This is a genomic window from Rhodothermales bacterium (assembly GCA_041391505.1).
GTDB lineage: Bacteria > Bacteroidota > Rhodothermia > Rhodothermales > JAHQVL01 > JAWKNW01.
The window spans coordinates 233458-252498 of the sequence record JAWKNW010000005.1 but is presented as its reverse complement, the minus strand read 5'-3'; the positions used below and the strand labels follow the sequence as shown (position 1 = coordinate 252498).

Genomic DNA, 19041 nt, shown 5'->3' with positions numbered 1-19041 from the left:
GGCGTCAATCTAACGAATAGATGGACGTGATGACAGTCTCACGGCAGGTCAGTAGCGGTTGCCGGCGGCGACGCCCCGCGGGGCGATGGCTTCCAGCGCGGCCAGGTCGGCCGCCGTCAGCGTGACGGACAGCGCCCCGATGTTCTGTTCGAGATACGTCCGCCTCTTGGTGCCGGGAATCGGCACGATATCGTCGCCCTGCGCGAGTACCCAGGCGATCGCCAGCTGGGCCGGCGTGCATCCCTTGCCGGCGGCCATCGCCGTGATCGCCTCGGAGAGCGCCTGGTTCTTCCGGAAGTTTTCGTCCTGGAAACGGGGGTTCAGCCGGCGCCAGTCGCCTTCCGGGAGGTCGTCCGCCGTGGCAAAACGGCCGGTGAGAAAACCGCGGCCGAGCGGACTGTAGGCCACGAACGTGATCCCCAGTTCACGCACGGTATCGAGCACCGGACCTTCCGTCACGTCGCGGCTCCAGAGCGAGTACTCCGTTTGCAGCGCCGAGATGGGATGCACCGCATGCGCGCGACGGATGGTGTCCGGATCCGCCTCGGAGAGCCCGAGGTAGCGGACCTTGCCGGCGCGGACGAGGTCCGCCATGGCGCCGACGGTATCCTCGATCGGCGTATTCCGGTCCACCCGGTGCTGATAGTAGAGGTCGATATGGTCGGTGCCCAGTCGTTTCAGCGAGGCATCGCAGCACATCCGCACGTAATCGGGCCGGCCGCTGATGCCCAGCCATTCGCCTTTCGGGCCGCGAATATTGCCGAACTTGGTGGCCACGAAGGCGTCGTCGCGCCGGCCGGCGATGGCGCGGCCCAGCAGCTCCTCGTTGACGAACGGCCCGTACATGTCGGCCGTGTCGAGCAGGTTGACGCCCAGGTCGAGCGCCCGGTGGATGGTCGCGACGGACTCGGCCTCATCCCGCCCCTCGTAAAACTCCGACATGCCCATGCAGCCGAGGCCGAGGGCGGAGATGTCCGCGTGGCTATGCCCGAGCCGGCGTCGCGGCACGGGGATCTGATCCTGTTTCATGGTGCAGGTGGTCTTCGGTTGATACAATGCGATGGCATGCATAATACCGGATTCAACCGTGGAACTACAGATCTATTTCTCCATATATCTTGCCTGATTCTACACCATGCCGGACAATCAAAACGCACACCGGACTGACCGGAGAGGCATCACACGATGGAACGAGCCGCCGAACTGGCCGGCCTGATCGCCCGCCGGGTATCCCGCGACGGCAGGACGGCATCGCCCATCCAGGGCGTATCGCTCTACCGGGCCAGCCGGCCGACCTCCATCGAGGCCGCGGTGTACGAGCCGGCGCTCATCCTGGTGGCGCAGGGCCGGAAGCAATCTTACCTGGCAGGCAAGGAATACACGTACGACGCCCAGCGCTACCTCATTCTCTCCGCGACGCTTCCGGTGCACTCGCAGGTCCGCCTCGCCTCCCCCGAATCGCCGTTTCTTTCGCTGGCCGTGGCGCTCGAGCCGGCGGCGCTGGGGCGGCTGCTCCTCGAGATGGACGAGCGCGCCGAGGCGCCGGGGCCGCTCCAGACCGGCATCTGCGCCTCCACGGCGCCGGATGTGCTGTTCGATGCCGCCATCCGACTGGTCCGCGCCATGGAGCAACCGACGGACAGCCGAATCCTGGGGCCATTGTGTATCCAGGAGATCCTGTACCATGTGCTGAACGGGCCGCAGGGCTCGTTCCTTCGCACCATCGCCCACCGCCAGGGGCCCAGGCACCGCATCACGCACGTGCTCAACCTGATCCACACCTCCTATGCCGACGCGCTGGATGTGCCGTCGCTGGCCGAAGCCGCCGGCATGAGCGTCTCGTCGTTCCACAACGCCTTCAAGGAGGTGACCTCGCACGCGCCGCTGCAATATGTGAAGGCCATCCGCCTTCACCGGGCGCGCACGCTTATGGTGCACGAAGGCGCCGGCGTGGGAGAGGCGGCGTACCATGTCGGTTATGCGAGCGTATCCCAATTCAGCCGCGAGTTTCGCCGCTTCTTCGGGCGTCCCCCGTCGGAAGAGCTGGCCCGGCTGCGGGCCGAAAGCGAAGCCTACGCCACGGAGGCCTGACGTTCGACGCCCGCGCCACCCCGGTGTGCGGAGCGCTACGGGGTCGTATCTTGGGGGGTCGTATCTTGGGGGATCGTATCTTGGAGCGTCGTATCCTGGGCATGGCCATCGGCCCCCAACCCTCCTTCCTACCGTCAACCCCATAGAATCCCGCATGCGCACCGCCATCCGTCTCGTCCTCGCGTCCGTCGCCCTGTGTGCGGCCGTCATGCCGGCGCCCGCCCAGCTGCGCGGCCCCGGCAGCCAGCCCGTCGAGCCCTTTCGTGTGATCGGCAACATCTACTACGTAGGAGCCGCCGGCATCTCGGCGCATATCATCGACACGCCGGACGGCCTGATCCTCCTGGACACGGGGTCGAAGGAGATGCAGGCCGGCCTCCGCGCCAACATCGAAAAACTGGGCTTCGCGCTGACCGACATCAAGATCATCCTTTCCAGCCACGCGCACTGGGACCATGTCGAAGGGCATGCGGACATGCAGCAACGGACCGGCGCCCGGGTCATGGCCCTCGGCGAAGACGCGGCGGCGATTTCCAGCGGCATCGACAATTCGGCGCTCGGCGGCGACGGCTGGACGCCCGTCAAGGTCGACCGCCTGCTCGAAGACGGCGACACCGTGAGCCTCGGCGGCGTCGTGATGACGGCGCACTGGACCCCCGGCCACACCAAAGGCTGCACGACCTGGACGATGCCGGTGCTGGAAGACGGCAAAACCTACACGGTGGTGTTCGTGGGCGGCACCAGCATCAATCCCGGGGTCCAACTCCTCGGCAACACGCGCTACCCGAAAATCGCCGAGGGCTACGCCCGCACGTTCACCACGCTGAAGTCGATCGACGCCGACGTCTTCCTGGCGCAGCACCCCGAGATGTACGACATGGCCGGCAAGCGGCAACGGCAGCAGGCCGGCGCCACCGAAAACCCGTTCATCGACCGGGTCGGATTTCAGCGCTTCGTGGCCGGGCAGGAAAAGCTGTACCTGGATCAGCTGGCGGAGGAACAGGGCCGGCAGTGAGGGTGGCACCGCCCTGCCCCGCCGTCGATGGCTCGACGTCAGGCCACGCCCCTCATCCTCCATGTCACGACCGATCCTGGACCACTACCGGCCCAACCTGCAACCTGCCAACCTGAAACCTGCCGACCTGAAACCTGCCAACCCGCCCGTCACGCGCGGCCTTTCAGCATGCCGTGCCAGTAGATCTGGGGTAAGCCGTAGGCTTTGAGCGCATACATGCTGTAGCGTTCCTTCGACTGATCGAAAGCGAAGGTTTCGGTCGGCTTCTTGTCGTAGTCGAACTCGGCCAGGATGAGGCTCCCGTAGCCGGTCACGAGCGGGCAGGACGTATACCCGTCGTACAGGTGCGAGGGCGTGCGGTGGTGCATGACGGCGAGGAGGTTGTCCGCCAGCGCCGGCGCCTGTTTGCGGATCGCCGCGCCGGTCTTGGACGTCGGCAGGCTGCTGCAATCCCCCAGTGAAAACACGTTGGGATACGCGACGTGCTGCATCGTCCCCTTGTCGACGTTCACCCAGCCGCCCTCGTTGCCGAGGCCGCTTGTCTTGAGGACGTCGGGAGCGCTCATCGGCGGGGTGACGTGGAGCATCTCGTAGCCCATCGTCACGAGTTCGCCGGTGTCCATCCGCTTGAAGACGGCCTGCTTCTGATCGGGTTTGATCTCGACGAGGTCGTGTTTGTAGCGTGCGCTGATGTGCCGGCGTGCGATGACCGCGTTGAGCGCCGGCACGTAATGCGGGACATGGAAGATGCCGTCGGCGGCGCTGGCGAACACGACATCGACCTTGTCGCGCACGCCCTGGCGCTGGAAGTAGTCCTCCGCCAGATAACAGATTTTCTGCGGAGCGCCGCCGCACTTGATCGGGGTGGATGGCTGGGTGAAGATGGCCGTTCCCTTCTTCATCGCCTGCATGGTCGCCCAGGTGGAGCCGACGGTCTGATAGGAGTAGTTGCTGCAGACGCCGGTGCCCGGCTTGCCGATGGACTCGGCCAGACCGGGAATCTTGTTCCAGTCGAGCTGGATGCCCAGGGCCACGATCAGATAGTCGTACGTGAGGGCGCCGGCCTGTTCGAGCTGTACCGTGTTGTGCTCCGCATCGAAGCCGGCGATCCGATCCTGGATCCATGTAGCGCCGGGAGGGATGACATCCGCCTGATCCCGCTCGGAGACCTCTTTCTGGAAAACGCCCCCTCCGACCAGCGTCCAGATCGGCTGGTAGTAGTGTTTGGAAGACGGCTCGACGATCGCGATGTCCAGCCCGGGTTGTTTGGTCAACAGGTGGGCGGCCACCGTGATGCCGGCGGTGCCGCCGCCGGCGATGACGATCTGGTGGTGTTTCATGATGCCTGATCCTCGGTTCGATTGACTATGCGGAGTGGTTGTATCGTGGATGGCGATGTCCGTAACAAGGCTTGCGGGGCGCCGTCAATCCCCCAGTTCCCGGCCGAAGCGGCCGGCGAAGGCGAGCAGGAAGCCCATCGCGCGCTGCACGTCGGGATCCTTCATGCGGCGCAGCGCGGCCATGAGCCCGACGCGCTCGGCCGGCGCCTGCTGACTCGCGACGAGCGACTTGCCCAGGGCTCCAACGACCCGAAGCGCTTCCGGCGACAGCACGTCTTCGAGCGCCGCCGTGGCGGCGGGATCGGATAGCCGTTTCCCCAGCGTCAACAGGCTCCCGATACGCTCCGGCAAGTCCACCCCCTCGATGGACGCGTGCTGGATGCGCTCGTCGGCGATATCGGTCACCATCGCGACCATGCCGGGGACCTGGCCGGCGAGGCCGAGCATCTCTTCCAGCATCCGGACGACATCCGGGCGGGAAAGCAGTTCGGCGAGATGCAGGGCGTTGCGGAGCCGTTCGTCGAGATCGACGCCGCCATCGGCCGCCTTTCGGATGGCGTCATCCGCCATATCGGTCACCATCGCCGTCATGGCCGGGGCCTGCCGGACGAGGTCGCTCAGGGTTGCGACCGTTGCCTCGAGCGCATCGATCCGATCCAGCAGCCGGTTCATGGCGGCGAGGACGACCGGCTCATCGAAGCGCTTTTGCAGCGCCTCGGCGCCATGCTGTGGGTGTAGCTCCATCATGGTTCTCGGATTACGTTGAGCGGTTCAGGCTTTCTCGAGCGCGTCGATGCGGGCCTCGAGCCGCGCGAGCTGATCGCGCATGTCGAGCAACAGGCTCAGGATGTAAATGTGCGTCTTCTTAGCGTCGATGCCGACGACGCTTTCCTCGCTGCCGATTTGCGACGCAATGCGGTTGTAGCGATCACTGGATACGCGGATATCGTCCATGGTAGTGGTCATCTGGTGGTCGAGACGGTGGAGGGCGCCGATGCGCCGTTGCCGTGGGACGCCGGCGGATGGGCGGGCAACACGTAAGCCTCCCGCACCGGCTTGAGCGGACGGTTCAGCCAGTACGGCCGGCGCAACCCGTCGGGGCTGTGATCCATGGCGGATCGGGTCATCGCGACCCATTCGCGGTAGACCTGCATCGAGCGCTGGGTGTCGACGAACACGTCGCCGTGCCGGTCGCCGGCGTCGGCCTTGCGCACGTTCACGGCCTTTTGATGCCAGCAGTGCGCGCCGCTGATCGGGTCGGGATGGACGCCATGCGTGAGGTTCTGGTGCACGCCCACATCTTCCCACCAGATGCGGCTCGTGTCGGGATCGAACGACCGCCACGCCGTCGCGCCGTGCAGCACGTGCAGCGACTGACCGCCCTGCCCGTCGGCCCCCAGCTCGACGAGGTTGGAGGCCCCTCGGCTGACGCCCTCCGCTTCCTTGAGACGCCAGCGACCCAGGTGGTGGCTCATCGCGATGATGCCCGGCTTGATGCCCTCGGTGATCCACACGCGATCGACGAAATACCCGATCTCGGTTTCGACGCGGACCAGTTCGTTGGTGGCGACGCCGAGCCGGCGGGCGTCCTCCGGATGCATCCACACCGGATTTTTGTGGCTCAGTTCATAGAGCCACTTGGCGTTGGCGCTGCGGGTATGGATGAGGGTGGGAAGGCGGAACGTGGGCAGCAGCAGCATCTCCCCTTTCGCGCGGTCGATGTTTTCCGGGTGGACGTGGCTTTTGATCGACCAGGGCAGGGTGTACTCTTTTTCCGGCCATCCCCACGCATGCAGCGTCGGGCTGAAAAATTCGAGCTTGCGGCTCGGCGTGTTGAAGCCCGCCCGCGCCACGCCGTCCACATCCACCCCGACGACGCCGCCATCCTTCACCACGCGGCCGGCGTCGTCCGTGCGGGCGCCGGCGGCGTCGACGGACTTCTCGTAGGGGACGTAGTTTTCCTTCTTGACCTCGAAGGCCCCGAAACGCCGCATGTATTCGAGCGGCGTCAACCCTTCGGCGGCGGCGGCCTCGGGAAGACCCGGCACGCTGTTCTCGAACATCCACTGGTAGTACTCGTCCACCGTGATGATCTGCCCCGGCCGGTACGGGCTCTCGAAGTAGGGCCGGATGCCCAGCGCGCCGTCGGCGTCCATGTGCGCGGAGAGCTGGATCCAGAACTCGTTTTCCTCCCAGACTTCTCCGGGGTTGGCCTCGTAGGTGAACTGCACCTTTTTGCCGAGGCGTTCCATCGCCACGCGCTGCACGGGCTGCCGGAAGGAGAGCCACTGGCCGGCATGCGTCTCCTGGCTGACGAGGTCGTGCCGCTCGCCGGCGTGGCCCATGGGCAGCACGTAGTCGGCAAACCAGGCGGACTCGTTCCAGGTCGGCGTCAGCGCGACGTGGCATTTCATCTTCTGCTCGTCCTTCAACGCCTTCATCCACATAAACCCGTCGGGGTTGATCCACATCGGGTTGTAGACGCGGGTGAAGTAGACGTCGATCTCACCGCGCTCCTCCTCGAGAAAATGCGGCAGCAGGAAGCTCATTTCGTAGAACGCCAGCGGCCATTCCACGGGCAGATGCAGTTCGTTCCACGCGTTGTTCGGCGGAGCTGATTTGAAGGGTTTGGGGACGAACTTATTCCAGGTGTTGAGGGCGGTCCCGCCTTTCGTGCCGACGCTGCCCGTGAGCACGTTGAGAAAGAAGAGCGTCCGCGCCACCTGCCACCCGCCGAGGTTGCCGATGGCGGCGCTTCGCCAGACGTGCGCGGCCAGCCGGCCCTGGCAGTCGGCGACGTAGGCGGCCGTCTGCCGGATGCGGTCTTCCGGCACCTGCGACTCGGCAGCGGCGCGCTCGAAGGTGAACTCGGCGTAGAGCGCCTTCAGAAGCCGGTCAAATGAAGCGAAGGTCGGCGTCTCGTCAGGCTGCCAATCCAGGCCGGGCTCGGGGTGGGCGGTGAAATGCGCGAGCGTCTCTTCCCAGTTGACCCAGCGCCGCACGAATTCGCGATCGTACAGATCGTTCTGGATCAGGTGATTGGCGATGGCGAGGAGGATGGACGCCTCGCTGCCCGGCCACGAAGGCAGCCAGACATCGCTTTTCGACGCCGTGTTGCTGAGCCGCGGGTCGAAGGTGATCAGCTTCGCGCCGTTCTCCTTCCCTTCGATGATGCGCTGCGCGTGCGGGTTGAAATAGTGCCCGGTCTCCAGGTGGCTCGAGATGAGGAGGATGACCCGCGCGTGGGCGTAGTCCGGGCTGGGCCGGTCGCCGGCGGACCAGAAGAAGTAGCCGGCGCGCGCACCCGCCGAGCAGATGTTCGTGTGGCTGTTGTGCCCGTCCACCCCCCAGGCCTGGATGCACCGGTTGGTGTACCCGTCTTCGCCCGGCCGGCCGACGTGGTACATGATGCCGTCGCGCCGCTTGAGCCGGCTCTCCCGCATCTTGTCGCCGATCTCCTGGAGCGCCTGCTCCCACGAGATCCGTTTCCACTTGCCTTCCCCGCGCTCCCCGACACGCTTGAGCGGATAGAGAATCCGCTCGGGGTCGTAGGTTTGATTCAGCGTGGCCGGCCCTTTCGCGCAGTTGCGGCCCCGGCTGCCCGGGTGCCGGGGATTCCCCTCGAACTTGCGGATGCCCAGCGTCTCCCGGTCCACATACGCAAGCAGACCGCACCCGCTCTCGCAGTTGAAACACGTCGTCGGCACCAGCATGTACCGGCGCGCCACTTTCTCCGGCCAGTATTTGCCGTCCCATTCGACCCAGTCGTCCCACCGTTCCACCGGGGGATACTGGCTCATCCGGCCGTCCGGATGGAGGACCGTGGTCATCTCCGCCGGCGGGATGGAAACGGGCCGGGCGGTGGTCGGACTGAACGCCGGAAGTCCGAACCCATCCTCGCGGGGCGGGTCAACCGGATTCCGCTCGCGGTTGAGCAGGCGCGAGAAGAAGGTTTCGAGACGATTCGAGCGGTTTGTCATAAATAATCACACAGCTTGTCAGCCAGACCGAACGCCCGCGCACGCGGGCGGTGGCGGAACGGCCTCCCCGAGCCCGGCTCGGCATCATGCATAGCGCGGTCTCTCCTCGATGGCACAACCCAGCAGGCCAGCGGATCGAGCGGACATCGCGTCAACTATTCGGCACCTCCTGCGGGGCCATCACAAAAGCATATTCATATAGATACAGCCCGACCAGCGCGGCGAGGCCGGCGATGGCGGCGGGTACAGCGGCGCCGGTGGCGAGGAGGGCCAGCGGGAGCCCATGCCCCAGCGCGAGGCTGCCCCACCGGAAGTGGGTCTTGTAGCGGCCGCTGTGGATGGCGTGCGCGGCCCGGGCCGCGGCTTCGGAGGCGTGCGACATCGCCATCTCACCCAGCCCGATCACCAGCAGATCGGCGATGAGGGCGACGGCAAACGCCATGCGGCTCAGCGCGATCAGATCGCCGGGCAGCCCGGCCACGAGATCCAGGGCGAGGAGCGCGCCGGCGCCGGCGAAGACGGCCTGCACGATCAGGTGTATCGGGAGCAGCGCGCTCTGCCACAGGTCACGGCCCTCGGCCTGACCAAAGAGAAACGCGGTGTAGACGGCCGCCCCCACCGCCAGCGCGGCCACCGGCCACAGGACGATCCCCCGCATGACCGCGACGGCATCCGCCGGCAGCCATCCCAGCCAGACCGCCGTCTCGGCCATCCACCACGCGCCGGTCAGCGTCGAAAATCCGATCAGCAGAAAGGCGCCGCGGGTAAGCCAGCTGCGCCACTGCGGCCGGAAAAGGATCCGAAGAAACCGCTCGGGCCGCTCCAGGTCGAGCACGAGAAAACCCGTCGTGATCATGGTAAAGACCAGCGCGGCGAGACCACTCCAGACAAACGCCGGCGCATCGAAGGTCAGCCAGCCGAGCCCGAGCCCGACCGTAAGCAGCAGCATGATCCCGCTCGCGATGCCCTTCGTCACCAGATAGGCCGGCACGGGCCAGTGCCAGGGAATCTTGTGCTGGGCGTTGTAGGCCACCTGAACCATCTGCTCGGCCATCCGGCCGTCGCCGATGAGGATGGGGCCGGCGTCCGGAAGCCCCTGGGGCTGCGGGCTGCGCAGCGTCTCGCCGGGGTGCCCGGCGGAAGCCGGACGTGAAGGGGCGACGCGGGGCGCGGCGTGTGCGGCGCCGTCGCCTTCGTGCAGCGGAAGGACATCGGCCCAGGCGAACGTGGCCGGCGTGCGGTCGACCGCCGTGGGGGTCAGGTTGACCTCGTCGCCGTTCACATAAAACAATTTGGGCGAGGTGCCCTGCTCGGGTTTGCGGACCGTCACCTGGTATTCGGCGAGCATCCGGCTGATTTCGGAGGACGGCTCATCCATGTCGCCGGCGATGATCGCGTGTTCGGGGCACACGACAACGCACGCCGGCTCGAGCCCGACGTCGACCCGATGGCCGCAATAATGGCACTTGGCGGCGGTGCCGGACGACGGGTCGATGTGGATCGCATCGTACGGGCAGGCCTGCAGACAGGCCTTGCACCCGATGCACTGGTTGGCGTCGAATTCGACGATGCCGTCCTCGCGCTGATACATCGCCCCCACCGGGCAAATGCGGGCGCAGGGCGGATTCGCACAATGGTTGCAGCGCGTGACCTGGAAATGCCGGCGGACGTTCGGAAATTGCCCCTTCTCCACGCTCTTCACCCACGTCCGGCTCACGCCGACGGGGACGTCGTTCTCGCTCTTGCAGGCCGTCGAGCACGCATGACATCCGATACAGCGGTCGTTGCGAATCAAAAACCCGTAGTTCATGCGGCGTGGTGAAACGAATGAATGGATCGGCACATGGCGGACGACGAATATACATGTAATAACAAGTGGTGTCAAGCCGGGTTCCTGGGGGGATCGGGTGCCTGTTTTAAAAGATCCCCGCCTCTCGACCAAGTCCAGATCTCGCCCTATCTTGCCCGCCGCATCCCGTATCCCGCATCCCGTACCCTGCATCCCGTATCCCGCATCCTGCATCCTGTATCCTGCATCCTGTATCCTGCATCCCGCATCCCGTATCCCGAATCCCGCATCCAACCCCCAACATCCCATGAGCCGCTTCCACGTCCAGATCGCCAATGCCCCCTGCTCCTGGGGCGTCATCGAAAACACCGCCGGCGAGCGCTCCGGCTACCGGGCCGTCATCGAGGAGATGCACGAGACGGGGTATGCCGGCACGGAGCTGGGCGACTGGGGCTTCATGCCCACCGATCCGGCGCGGCTCGCCGCCGAGTTGCAGGCGTTGTCGCTGGACCTGCTCGGCTCGTGGGTGAGCGTGCGCCTCTACGACGCCGCCTACCACGCCCGGGGCGTCGAGCAGGCGGTGATGACCGCGAAATTGCTCGCGGCCGTGGGCGGGCCGAACGCGTTTATCATCGTGGGCGACGACCACAGCACGGTGCCGGTGCGCACCCAGCAAGCGGGACGGATTCGCCCGCAGGATGCCCTCGACGAGCGCGGCTGGGATGTTTATACCGCTGGTATCGAGCGCGTCGCGCGGGCCGTGCGCGAGGAGACCGGGCTGCGGACCATCATCCACCACCACGGCGCCACCTACGTCGAGACCCCGGATGAAATCGTCACCTTCCTGGACCGGACGGACCCCTCCCTCGTCGGCCTCTGCTTCGACACCGGCCACTACGCGCTGGGCGGGGGCGACCCCGTCGAGGGCCTGCGCCGGCATGCGGATCGCATCCTCCACGTCCATTTCAAGGACTTCGACCCGGACGTCGTCTCCGCCGCCGCGGTGAAGGGATGGGACTACCAGGCCATGATCGGCCAGGGCGTCTTCCCGGAACTCGGCCAGGGATCGGTGGATTTCTCCGCCGTCCTGCGCATGCTGGAGGCGCTGGAGTACAGCGGCTGGATCGTGGTCGAGCAAGACGTCCTCCCCGGCATGGGCACCCCCAAGGAAAGCGCGGCGCGAAACCGCGATTACCTGCACGCGCTGGGGATCTGAGGCTGGGTTCAAGGTCTTAGGTTCAAGATTCAAGGGCGGATGTCCGCCCTGAACGACTGAGCCAGACCGTGCCATCGACGGAGCGCCATCCAGCGATTCCTCTCAACATTACGCATTCCTTAAACCTTAACCATCAGACCTTACACCGTGAGCCATCCCCTACGCATCGGCCTCATCGGCGCCGGCCGCATCGGCCGGATACATGCTGAAACGATTGTCAACCGGATCCCGGGCGCCCGGCTGGTGTCCGTGGCGGATCTTCATGTGGAAGCCGCCGCGGAGCTGGCGGCGCATTACGGGGTCGAGGCCGTGCATGCCAATGCGCATGCGGTGATCGACGACCCGAATGTCGACGCCGTGGCGATCTGCTCGTCGAGCGATACGCACGCCGCCTACATCGAGGCGGCGGCGGAAGCCGGCAAGCACATCTTCTGCGAAAAGCCCATCGCGATCGACATCGCGAGCATCGACCGCGCGCTGGCCACCGTCGCCCGCTGCGGCGTCAAGCTTCAGATCGGTTTTCAGCGGCGGTTCGACCCGAGCTTCGGGCATGCCCGGCGGCTGATCGCGAGCGGCGCCTACGGCGAACCCCGCGTGCTGCGCATCACCAGCCGCGACCCGGGCCCTCCCCCGATCGCCTATCTCGCGGCCTCCGGCGGCATCTTCTTCGACATGACGATCCACGACTTCGACATGGCGCGTTTCCTGATCGGGTCCGAGGTGGTGGATGTCTTCGCCGTAGGCGGCGTGATGGTCGATCCCGCGATCGGCGAGCTGGCCGGCGACATCGATACGGCCGTCGTTACGCTCCGGTTTGCGAACGGTGCGATCTGCACGATCGACAACTGCCGGCAATCGGCCTACGGCTACGATCAGCGAGTCGAGTGGTTCGGTTCGAAGGGCCGCGTCGCCGTCGAGAACCATACGCCGGACGCCGTCGTCCATGCCGACGCCGACGGCGTACACGCCGCGAAGCCGCTCCATTTCTTCCTGGAACGCTACATGGAAGCCTACCGGGTCGAGATGGAAGCGTTCGTCGAAGCCATCCTCAACGACGCCCCCGTGCCGGTGTCCGGCCACGACGGCCGCATGCCGGCGGTGATCGGCAAGGCTGCCTGGCTCTCGTACCGGGAAGGACGCGTCGTGCGGATCGCCGAAGTCGACCCGGCATGAGTTAGCGGACCACGATGAGCTTGCGCACCAGGCTCCCCCGTTCGGCCGTGACGCGGACGACGTACAGGCCGCTGCGCCAGCCGGCCACATCGACGCCGACCCGCTGGACGCCGGCGGCGCGGCGTTCGTCCAGCACCACGGCCTGCCGACGCCCCAGGGCATCGTATACCTCGACCCGCACGTCGGATTCGGACGGCAGCCCGAACGTCAACTCGGCGCGGCCGGATGCCGGGTTGGGATATGGCGGATCGAAGACAAACGCCGCCGGAACCGGCTCCTCGACGAGGATGACCCGCTCCGCCGTCGCGGCCAGCCCCTGCGCGTCCGTGACGGACAGCCGCGCGGTGTACGTGCCGGCCTGCCCGTACGTGTAAGTCGCCGTCTCACCGACGGCATCGGTGCCGGGCTGTCCGTCCAGGTCCCAGGCATAGGACAGGTCGCCGGCGAAATCCGGGTCGAACGATCCGGCCGCCAGGAAGGTGACGGTCAGCGGCGCCGGCCCCGTCGCGCCGGTCGCGGTGAGCCGGGCGATGGGCGGACGGTTTCCGAGCGCGTTGTATTCCAGGCGGGAGAGCGTGGCGTCCGGGCCACCGCCCCAGAAGATGTTGCCCCACTCGAGGAGATATAGCGCGCCGTCGGGGCCGATCTCGAGGTCGATCGGGCTCGATACGGGCACGTTGTCCGCGAAGGGCAGGATGGCGAGGATGTCGCCGGCGGCATCCATCCGCACTTCCTTGATCCAGTTGCGCGACCATTCATAGATCAGCAGCGCACCGTCGTAATACCGCGGCAGAGCCAGGTTCGAGCGCTCGCCGTTTCCATTTCCAATAACGGGCCCCGCCATGGCGGTCCGCCCTCCTCCTTCCCCGCTGACGGACGCAAATGCGGCATCCGGACCGTACGGGTACCAGATCCACGCCGGCTGCGCCGGCGGCAGCGTCCGCGCGCCGGTGTTGTTGGGAGACAGGTTGCCCGGCGCCGCGCAATCGAACGGCCCGCCCAGTGCGCCGGTCTCGAAGTCGTAGTCGCTGTAAGGCCGGTTGTCGGCGATGCAGAACGGCCACCCGAAGTTGCCGGCCCCTCGCGCCTGGTTCCACTCGTCGTACCCCTGAGGTCCGCGCGCGGGGTTCGGCTCGCCGGCGTCCGGACCGACATCGCCCCAGTAGAGCCAGCCCGTATCGGCATCCACCGAAATCCGGAACGGGTTGCGCATGCCCATCGCGTAGATCTCCGGCCGGCCGGTCGTGTCGTCGGGTGCGAAGAGGTTGCCGTCCGGGATCGTGTAGCCGCCGTCGGGCGTCGGGCGGATGCGCAGCACCTTGCCCCGGAGGTCGTTCGTATTGCCGGCCGATCGGCGCGCGTCCCAGGCGGCCCGGTCCGGGCGCCCGTCGAGGGGAGCGAAGCCGTTGGATGCGAACGGATTGGTGTTGTCGCCCACCGAGATGTACAGCGAGCCATCGGGACCGAACGTCAGGGAACCGGCCGAGTGGCAGCATTCGGCACGCTGTGTCGGGATGGTCAGCAGGATGCGCTCCGAGCCGGCGTCGAAGGCCGTGCCGGTCCACGTAAACCGCGACACGCGCTGGATTTCGTCCGGGCCCGCCGGCGAATAGAACAGATAGATCCAGCCGTTCTCGGCGAAAGCAGGATCCAGCGTGATCCCGAGCAGCCCATCCTCCTGCACGGTCGACACGTCCAGCTGAGCGACGACCGATGTCGATGCCGCCACGGGATCGTACCGTTTGAGCCGGCCGGGCCGTTCGATAAAAAAGACCGCGCCGTCAGGCGCCACGGCCAGCTCCATCGGGGAATCGACCGAGGCATCCAGCACGCGCTTGATCATCCGGCCCCGCTGGGTCGGCCCGCAGTCGCCCCCGACGACGCCGGCGGCATACTGGAGTCCGCCGCGGAGGTGCTCCAGAAACGCCGGCTCGGCAAACGCCTCGGGCGTGTGCCCGCCGCCCGTGTACCAGGATCGCCCGCCCTGAAACGTCTGGCACCACGCGATGGGGTGATCGTAGCCCATCGACCCGCCGGCGTACGAATCTTCCTGGAGCATGGCCAGCACATGGACGTCGCCGCGGGGATTGATCTGATAGTTGTACCATTCGTCGGTGCGGCTCCATCGGTCCGGCAGGCCGCTCGTCGACGGATGGGTGCGGTCCGCGACGACGATTTCGCCGGCCTGGATGTCCGGATGGCTCGCGAAATAGGCCCCCACGAGCGCGCCGTACCAGGGCCAGTCGTACTCCGTATCCGCTGCCGCATGGATGCCGGCGAAGCCGCCGCCGGCGCGGATATACCGCTCGAAGGCCTCCTGCTGCGCTGCGTCCAGCACGTCCCCGGTCGTATTCAGAAACACGACCGCGTCGAACGTGGCCAGGCTGTCGTCGATAAAGTATCCGGGATCTTCCGTCGCCGTCATCGACCACGCCTGCGCGTCCGCCATGCTCTGCAACGCCGCCAGCCCGGCAGGAATGGACTCATGCCTGAAGCCCGTGGTGCGGGAGAAGACCAGGTAACGGGTCTGCGCCGGCGCAGCCTGGGTCAGGGCGAGGCCGACGAGCAGAAGCAGGGGGATGTGCGCACGCGGCATGGGCAGGCCACAAAGAAGAGGGTTTACTGCGAGCTGCGAAACACCGGGGCGAATTCGCGTAGCGGCATGCCCGAGCCGCGGGCGGCCCCGCCGCGTCGGGCGACCTCGATCTCGTAGGTCACGCGGTCCGTGCGGTAGTAGCGTCGCTGGACATAGACCGGCTTGTCTCCGGTCGTCATCGACAGGCGCTCGATCAGGAACACCGCCCGACCGACCGGCACGCCGAGCTGGCCGGCGACGATCTCGTCCGCATTCACCGCATCGAGCCGGTACCTGCCGCGCAGGACCGGGACCTCGTAGTCTTCCTCGAGGATGCGGTAGATCGTTTCGTGCTGCAGATCGTAGCCGTGGAGCAGCTGGCCGTAAAAAACCGGAAGCCACGTCTGGTCGAACGCGATGGGCAGGTCGTCGCCGAGGCGGAGGCGATCCAGCCGGCACACCTTGACGCGGGGCTCGACGTTCAGGGCGACCTGTACGAATCCGGGCGGCTCGACCTGGTCGAAGTGCACGACGCGGGACGAGGCCTCCAGGCCGGCCTGCGCCATGTCCTCCACGAAGTCCGTCAGCTTCACCATGCCCTGGAGCAAACGAGCGTCCTTTACGAAAGCGCCGAGACCCTGTCGCCGGTAGATGAGTCCCTCGCTCTCCAGCGTCTGCAGCGCGCGCCGTACCGTGATCCGGCTTACATCGAACTGCTGCCCCAGCTGGTTTTCGGATGGGAGTTGATCGTCAACGCCGAACTCCCCTTTTTCGATCTGCTGACGCAGCCAGTCGCTGATTTGCTCGTGCCGTGGACGTCCTGATTGAAGCATAATGTGCCGTACGAATGACCGCCAAATCGGGGTCGTGCGCCGGCGCGTTGCGGTCCATGCCGGCGTTCAACCTCGGGTTGAAGGTAAGATACGGCGTCTGGCCCTGACGGTTCACCCATTTTTATTTTCTTCGTATGCCGGGGCCTCGCTTCGTATATTGGGACTTCCGGTCCACGCTCACCCCGCACCCTGAAGCCATGGACGCTCTGGATCCGGATTTCACGCGCCACCGCGTCGAAATCCCCCCGATGTTCCACGCCTCTTCCACCGGCGCCCCCTTCCACGCCTGCGTCGTCTGCCATGCGCCGCTCCGCGCCTACGGCACGCATTACGTCATCGAAAAAGCCATCCGGCGCTACCCCGAGTTCGACATGGAGGATACCGTGTTCGAATACGCCATGTGCCTCGCGTGCTACGAGCAGATGCAGCAGGCCATGTCCGAGGAGTCGCTCCGCCGGGTGCAGGATTATTTCCTGAACCGGGTCGATCTCGACGCCCGCCGCCAGGCCCTGTTCGCCGGCGACTCCACCGATCCGGCCAACTGGATCTCGCACTGTCTCGTCACCGGCGCGCCCCGCGAGTCGTTCACCGAGTACCAGATCTTCTGCCAGTGCGACGGCGGGGACCTGCTCTTCACGCACCTCCCGTACCTGATCGGCGGCCCCACCATCGACGAGGTGGCCCAGCTCCTGTCGAACAAAACCCTCGGCGAAATCGACGGGTTCATGGATCGCCATTTCGGCCTGCCGCCGGAGCTGCGCAAAAAACTGATGGATCGCCCGCTGGTCATGGTGTGAGCGCGGATCCAGGAAGGGGTTGCTCGCCGTGACAAGATCTGCTATCCTGATTCCACCTGACGTTCACACCCACACCCCCATACTCCCACACCCGATACCCCCGCACCCTCCTATGCCCGAACCGCTCCGTTTCATAACCCGCGAAGATGTCCAGGTCGTGGACGAGGCCCGAGGATTGCATCACTGGCTGAGCCGGCCGGGGTTGACCGAGGCGAAGGAACTCCTGATGGTGCGCGTGGCGATGCCTCCGGGGCAGGCGCACAAATTCCACCGGCACCCCTCGATGGAGGAGATCATCTACATCGTCTCCGGCGTGGCGGAGCAGTGGGTGGAGGAGGAATTCCGGATCCTCGAAGCCGGCGAGATGGCGCACATCCCCGTCAATGTCGTCCACGCCACCTACAACGCCGGCGACGAACCCCTCGTCTTTCTCGCCATCCTCTCGCCGGCGATCGCCGAAGAACCGACGATGGTTGACGTCTGGCACGAAGAACCGTGGTGTTCGCTGAAGCCCCCCACCGCATGACGGATCCGCTGCATCGCCGCGCCTTCCTGAAACGGCTCGGGGTGACCGTCGGCCTTACGGGCCTCGCGCCACTCGGCCGGCTCTACAGCCGCGAGATGGCCGCGGAGGTCGCCGTGATCGGCGGCGGGACGGGAGGCTGCGCGGCCGCGCTGGCGGCGCTGCGAAGCGGGCGAACCGTGATCATGACCGAGGAGACCGACTGGATCGGCGGCCAGCTCACCCAGCAGGCCGTGCCGCCGGACGAGCATCCCTGGATCGAGCAATTCGGTCGCACCCGGGCCTATCAGACCTATCGGGACAACGTGCGGCGGTATTACCGCGACTTTTACCCGCTCTCGGGCGAGGCGTACGCCGCGGACACCCTCAACCCCGGCCGCTGCGCGGTATCCGCCCTGTGCCACGAACCCGCCGCCGCGGTGTCGGTCCTGGAAGGGATGCTTGCGCCGTATGTGAGCGCCGGCCGGCTCCGGCTCCTGCTGGATGTCGAACCCGTGCGCGCGGACGTCGATGGCGACCGCATCCGGTCCGTCACCGTGCTCCATCCGGCGACCGGCGTCGAAACCACGATCGTGGCCCCCTACTTCCTCGACGCCACCGAACGGGGAGACCTCCTCCCGCTCAGCGGAACCGACTATGTGACCGGCGCGGAGTCCCGCTCGCAAACCGGCGAGCCGCACGCACCGGCCGGGGCCCAACCCGGCAACATCCAGGCGATGACGTGGTGTTTCGCGCTCGACTACCGCGCCGGCGAAGATCACAGGATCGACCGTCCGGACACCTATGCCTTCTGGCGCGACTATGTGCCGGCGCTGACGCCGGCGTGGACCGGGCCGCTCCTCAGCCTGTCGTATTCAAACCCGATCACGCTCGAGCCGCGCACCCTGGGGTTCGACCCGCGACCCGGCGCCGAGACCCGCCTCTTTAATCTCTGGACCTACCGCCAGCTCCTCGCCCCCGAAACGCTGCGTCCCGGCGCCCTGGCCTCCGGGATCTCGCTCGTCAACTGGCCGCAGAACGATTACCTGCCCGGGCATCTCATCGACGTGACGCCCGAAGAAAAAGACCGCCACCTGGCCGGCGCGATGGCGCTGAGCCGCTCCCTCGTCTACTGGCTGCAAACCGAAGCGCCGCGCGAGGACGGGGGGATGGGATGGCCCGGACTCCGGCTCCGGGGCGACGTGTGCGGCACCGAGCACGGGCTCGCCAAACGCCCCTACATCCGTGAGTCGCGACGGATCGTGGCCGAGTTCACCGTGAAAGAGCAGCATGTGGGCCTGGAAGCCCGGATGGCCGAGACCGGTTTGCCGGCCGGCGAGGTGACGGCCGCCTCGTTCCCGGATTCGGTGGGCGTGGGCAGTTACCGGATCGACCTGCATCCCTCCACCGGAGGAGACAACTACATCGACATCAGCTCGCTGCCGTTCGAGATCCCGCTCGGCGCCCTGCTGCCGGTGCGGATGGAAAACCTGCTGCCGGCGTGCAAAAATCTGGGCGTCACCCACATCACGAACGGCTGCTATCGGCTGCACCCCGTCGAATGGAACATCGGCGAGTCCGCGGGGATGCTGGCGGCGTTCTGCCTGGATACCGGCGCCGCGCCGCGGCAGGTCCGCGCGGACGCCGGCCGGCTGGCCGACTTCCAGCGCCGGCTGATGGGTGACGGAGTCGCCATCCAGTGGCCGGCGCCGATGGCGGTGGCGCGGTGA

At 66.5% G+C, this 19041-nt stretch carries 15 protein-coding genes; 7 read left to right on the top strand and 8 right to left on the bottom strand.

The features are described 5' to 3' along the window. Positions 1 to 48: 48 nt before the first annotated feature. Complete coding sequence (locus R2834_07780) at positions 49 to 1029, bottom strand: aldo/keto reductase (GenBank protein MEZ4700211.1); 981 nt, start codon at positions 1027 to 1029, stop codon at positions 49 to 51. Positions 1030 to 1185: 156 nt separating this feature from the next. On the opposite strand from R2834_07780, the gene R2834_07775 reads away from it, so the two are divergent. Both R2834_07775 and bla read left to right on the top strand, forming a co-directional pair. Continuing rightward, on the top strand, positions 1186 to 2091 hold the full coding sequence (locus tag R2834_07775; protein ID MEZ4700210.1) for an AraC family transcriptional regulator: 906 nt from the start codon (positions 1186 to 1188) through the stop codon (positions 2089 to 2091). 154 nt (positions 2092 to 2245) lie between these two features. Further along, positions 2246 to 3106 (top strand): subclass B3 metallo-beta-lactamase, encoded by an 861-nt coding sequence (gene bla, locus R2834_07770; GenBank protein ID MEZ4700209.1) that lies wholly within the window; start codon positions 2246 to 2248, stop codon positions 3104 to 3106. A 149-nt stretch (positions 3107 to 3255) separates the two neighbouring features. Here bla and R2834_07765 read toward each other — a convergent pair whose 3' ends face one another. The 5 genes from R2834_07765 to R2834_07745 all read right to left on the bottom strand — a co-directional run bounded on the left by R2834_07765 (position 3256) and on the right by R2834_07745 (position 10236). Then, positions 3256 to 4446, bottom strand: coding sequence for an FAD/NAD(P)-binding oxidoreductase (locus R2834_07765; protein ID MEZ4700208.1), 1191 nt, complete (start codon positions 4444 to 4446; stop codon positions 3256 to 3258). Between the two features lie 84 nt (positions 4447 to 4530). Continuing rightward, on the bottom strand, positions 4531 to 5190 hold the full coding sequence (locus tag R2834_07760) for a DUF1641 domain-containing protein (GenBank protein ID MEZ4700207.1): 660 nt from the start codon (positions 5188 to 5190) through the stop codon (positions 4531 to 4533). A gap of 27 nt (positions 5191 to 5217) precedes the next feature. After that, positions 5218 to 5400 carry a hypothetical protein gene (locus R2834_07755; GenBank protein ID MEZ4700206.1) on the bottom strand — a complete coding sequence of 61 codons (183 nt, stop codon included), beginning with the start codon at positions 5398 to 5400 and terminating at the stop codon, positions 5218 to 5220. A gap of 8 nt (positions 5401 to 5408) precedes the next feature. After that, positions 5409 to 8426 carry a molybdopterin-dependent oxidoreductase gene (locus R2834_07750; GenBank protein ID MEZ4700205.1) on the bottom strand — a complete coding sequence of 1006 codons (3018 nt, stop codon included), beginning with the start codon at positions 8424 to 8426 and terminating at the stop codon, positions 5409 to 5411. A gap of 151 nt (positions 8427 to 8577) precedes the next feature. Next, positions 8578 to 10236, bottom strand: a complete 1659-nt coding sequence (locus R2834_07745) for a 4Fe-4S dicluster domain-containing protein (GenBank protein MEZ4700204.1) — start codon at positions 10234 to 10236, stop codon at positions 8578 to 8580. 286 nt (positions 10237 to 10522) lie between these two features. Here R2834_07745 and R2834_07740 point away from each other — a divergent pair, with 286 nt between their 5' ends. Next, positions 10523 to 11431 (top strand): TIM barrel protein, encoded by a 909-nt coding sequence (locus tag R2834_07740; protein ID MEZ4700203.1) that lies wholly within the window; start codon positions 10523 to 10525, stop codon positions 11429 to 11431. 147 nt (positions 11432 to 11578) lie between these two features. Then, positions 11579 to 12604: an inositol 2-dehydrogenase gene (gene iolG / locus R2834_07735; protein ID MEZ4700202.1), complete on the top strand. Its 1026-nt coding sequence runs from the start codon at positions 11579 to 11581 to the stop codon at positions 12602 to 12604. Position 12605: 1 nt separating this feature from the next. Here the strand turns inward: iolG and R2834_07730 are convergent, their stop codons facing one another. Next, positions 12606 to 15200 (bottom strand): ThuA domain-containing protein, encoded by a 2595-nt coding sequence (locus tag R2834_07730; GenBank protein MEZ4700201.1) that lies wholly within the window; start codon positions 15198 to 15200, stop codon positions 12606 to 12608. 23 nt (positions 15201 to 15223) lie between these two features. Beyond that, positions 15224 to 16012, bottom strand: a complete 789-nt coding sequence (locus R2834_07725) for a GntR family transcriptional regulator (GenBank protein MEZ4700200.1) — start codon at positions 16010 to 16012, stop codon at positions 15224 to 15226. 197 nt (positions 16013 to 16209) lie between these two features. Between R2834_07725 and R2834_07720 the strand changes: the two genes are divergently transcribed. The 3 genes from R2834_07720 to R2834_07710 all read left to right on the top strand — a co-directional run bounded on the left by R2834_07720 (position 16210) and on the right by R2834_07710 (position 19041). Further along, complete coding sequence (locus R2834_07720; GenBank protein ID MEZ4700199.1) at positions 16210 to 16809, top strand: hypothetical protein; 600 nt, start codon at positions 16210 to 16212, stop codon at positions 16807 to 16809. 112 nt (positions 16810 to 16921) lie between these two features. Next, a complete protein-coding gene (locus R2834_07715; GenBank protein MEZ4700198.1) occupies positions 16922 to 17335 on the top strand; it encodes a cupin domain-containing protein in 414 nt (137 codons plus the stop codon). Next, the gene (locus tag R2834_07710; protein ID MEZ4700197.1) at positions 17332 to 19041 is read left to right on the top strand and encodes an FAD-dependent oxidoreductase; all 1710 of its coding nucleotides are present in this window, start codon (positions 17332 to 17334) and stop codon (positions 19039 to 19041) included. The genes R2834_07715 and R2834_07710 overlap by 4 nt, the downstream gene beginning before the upstream one ends.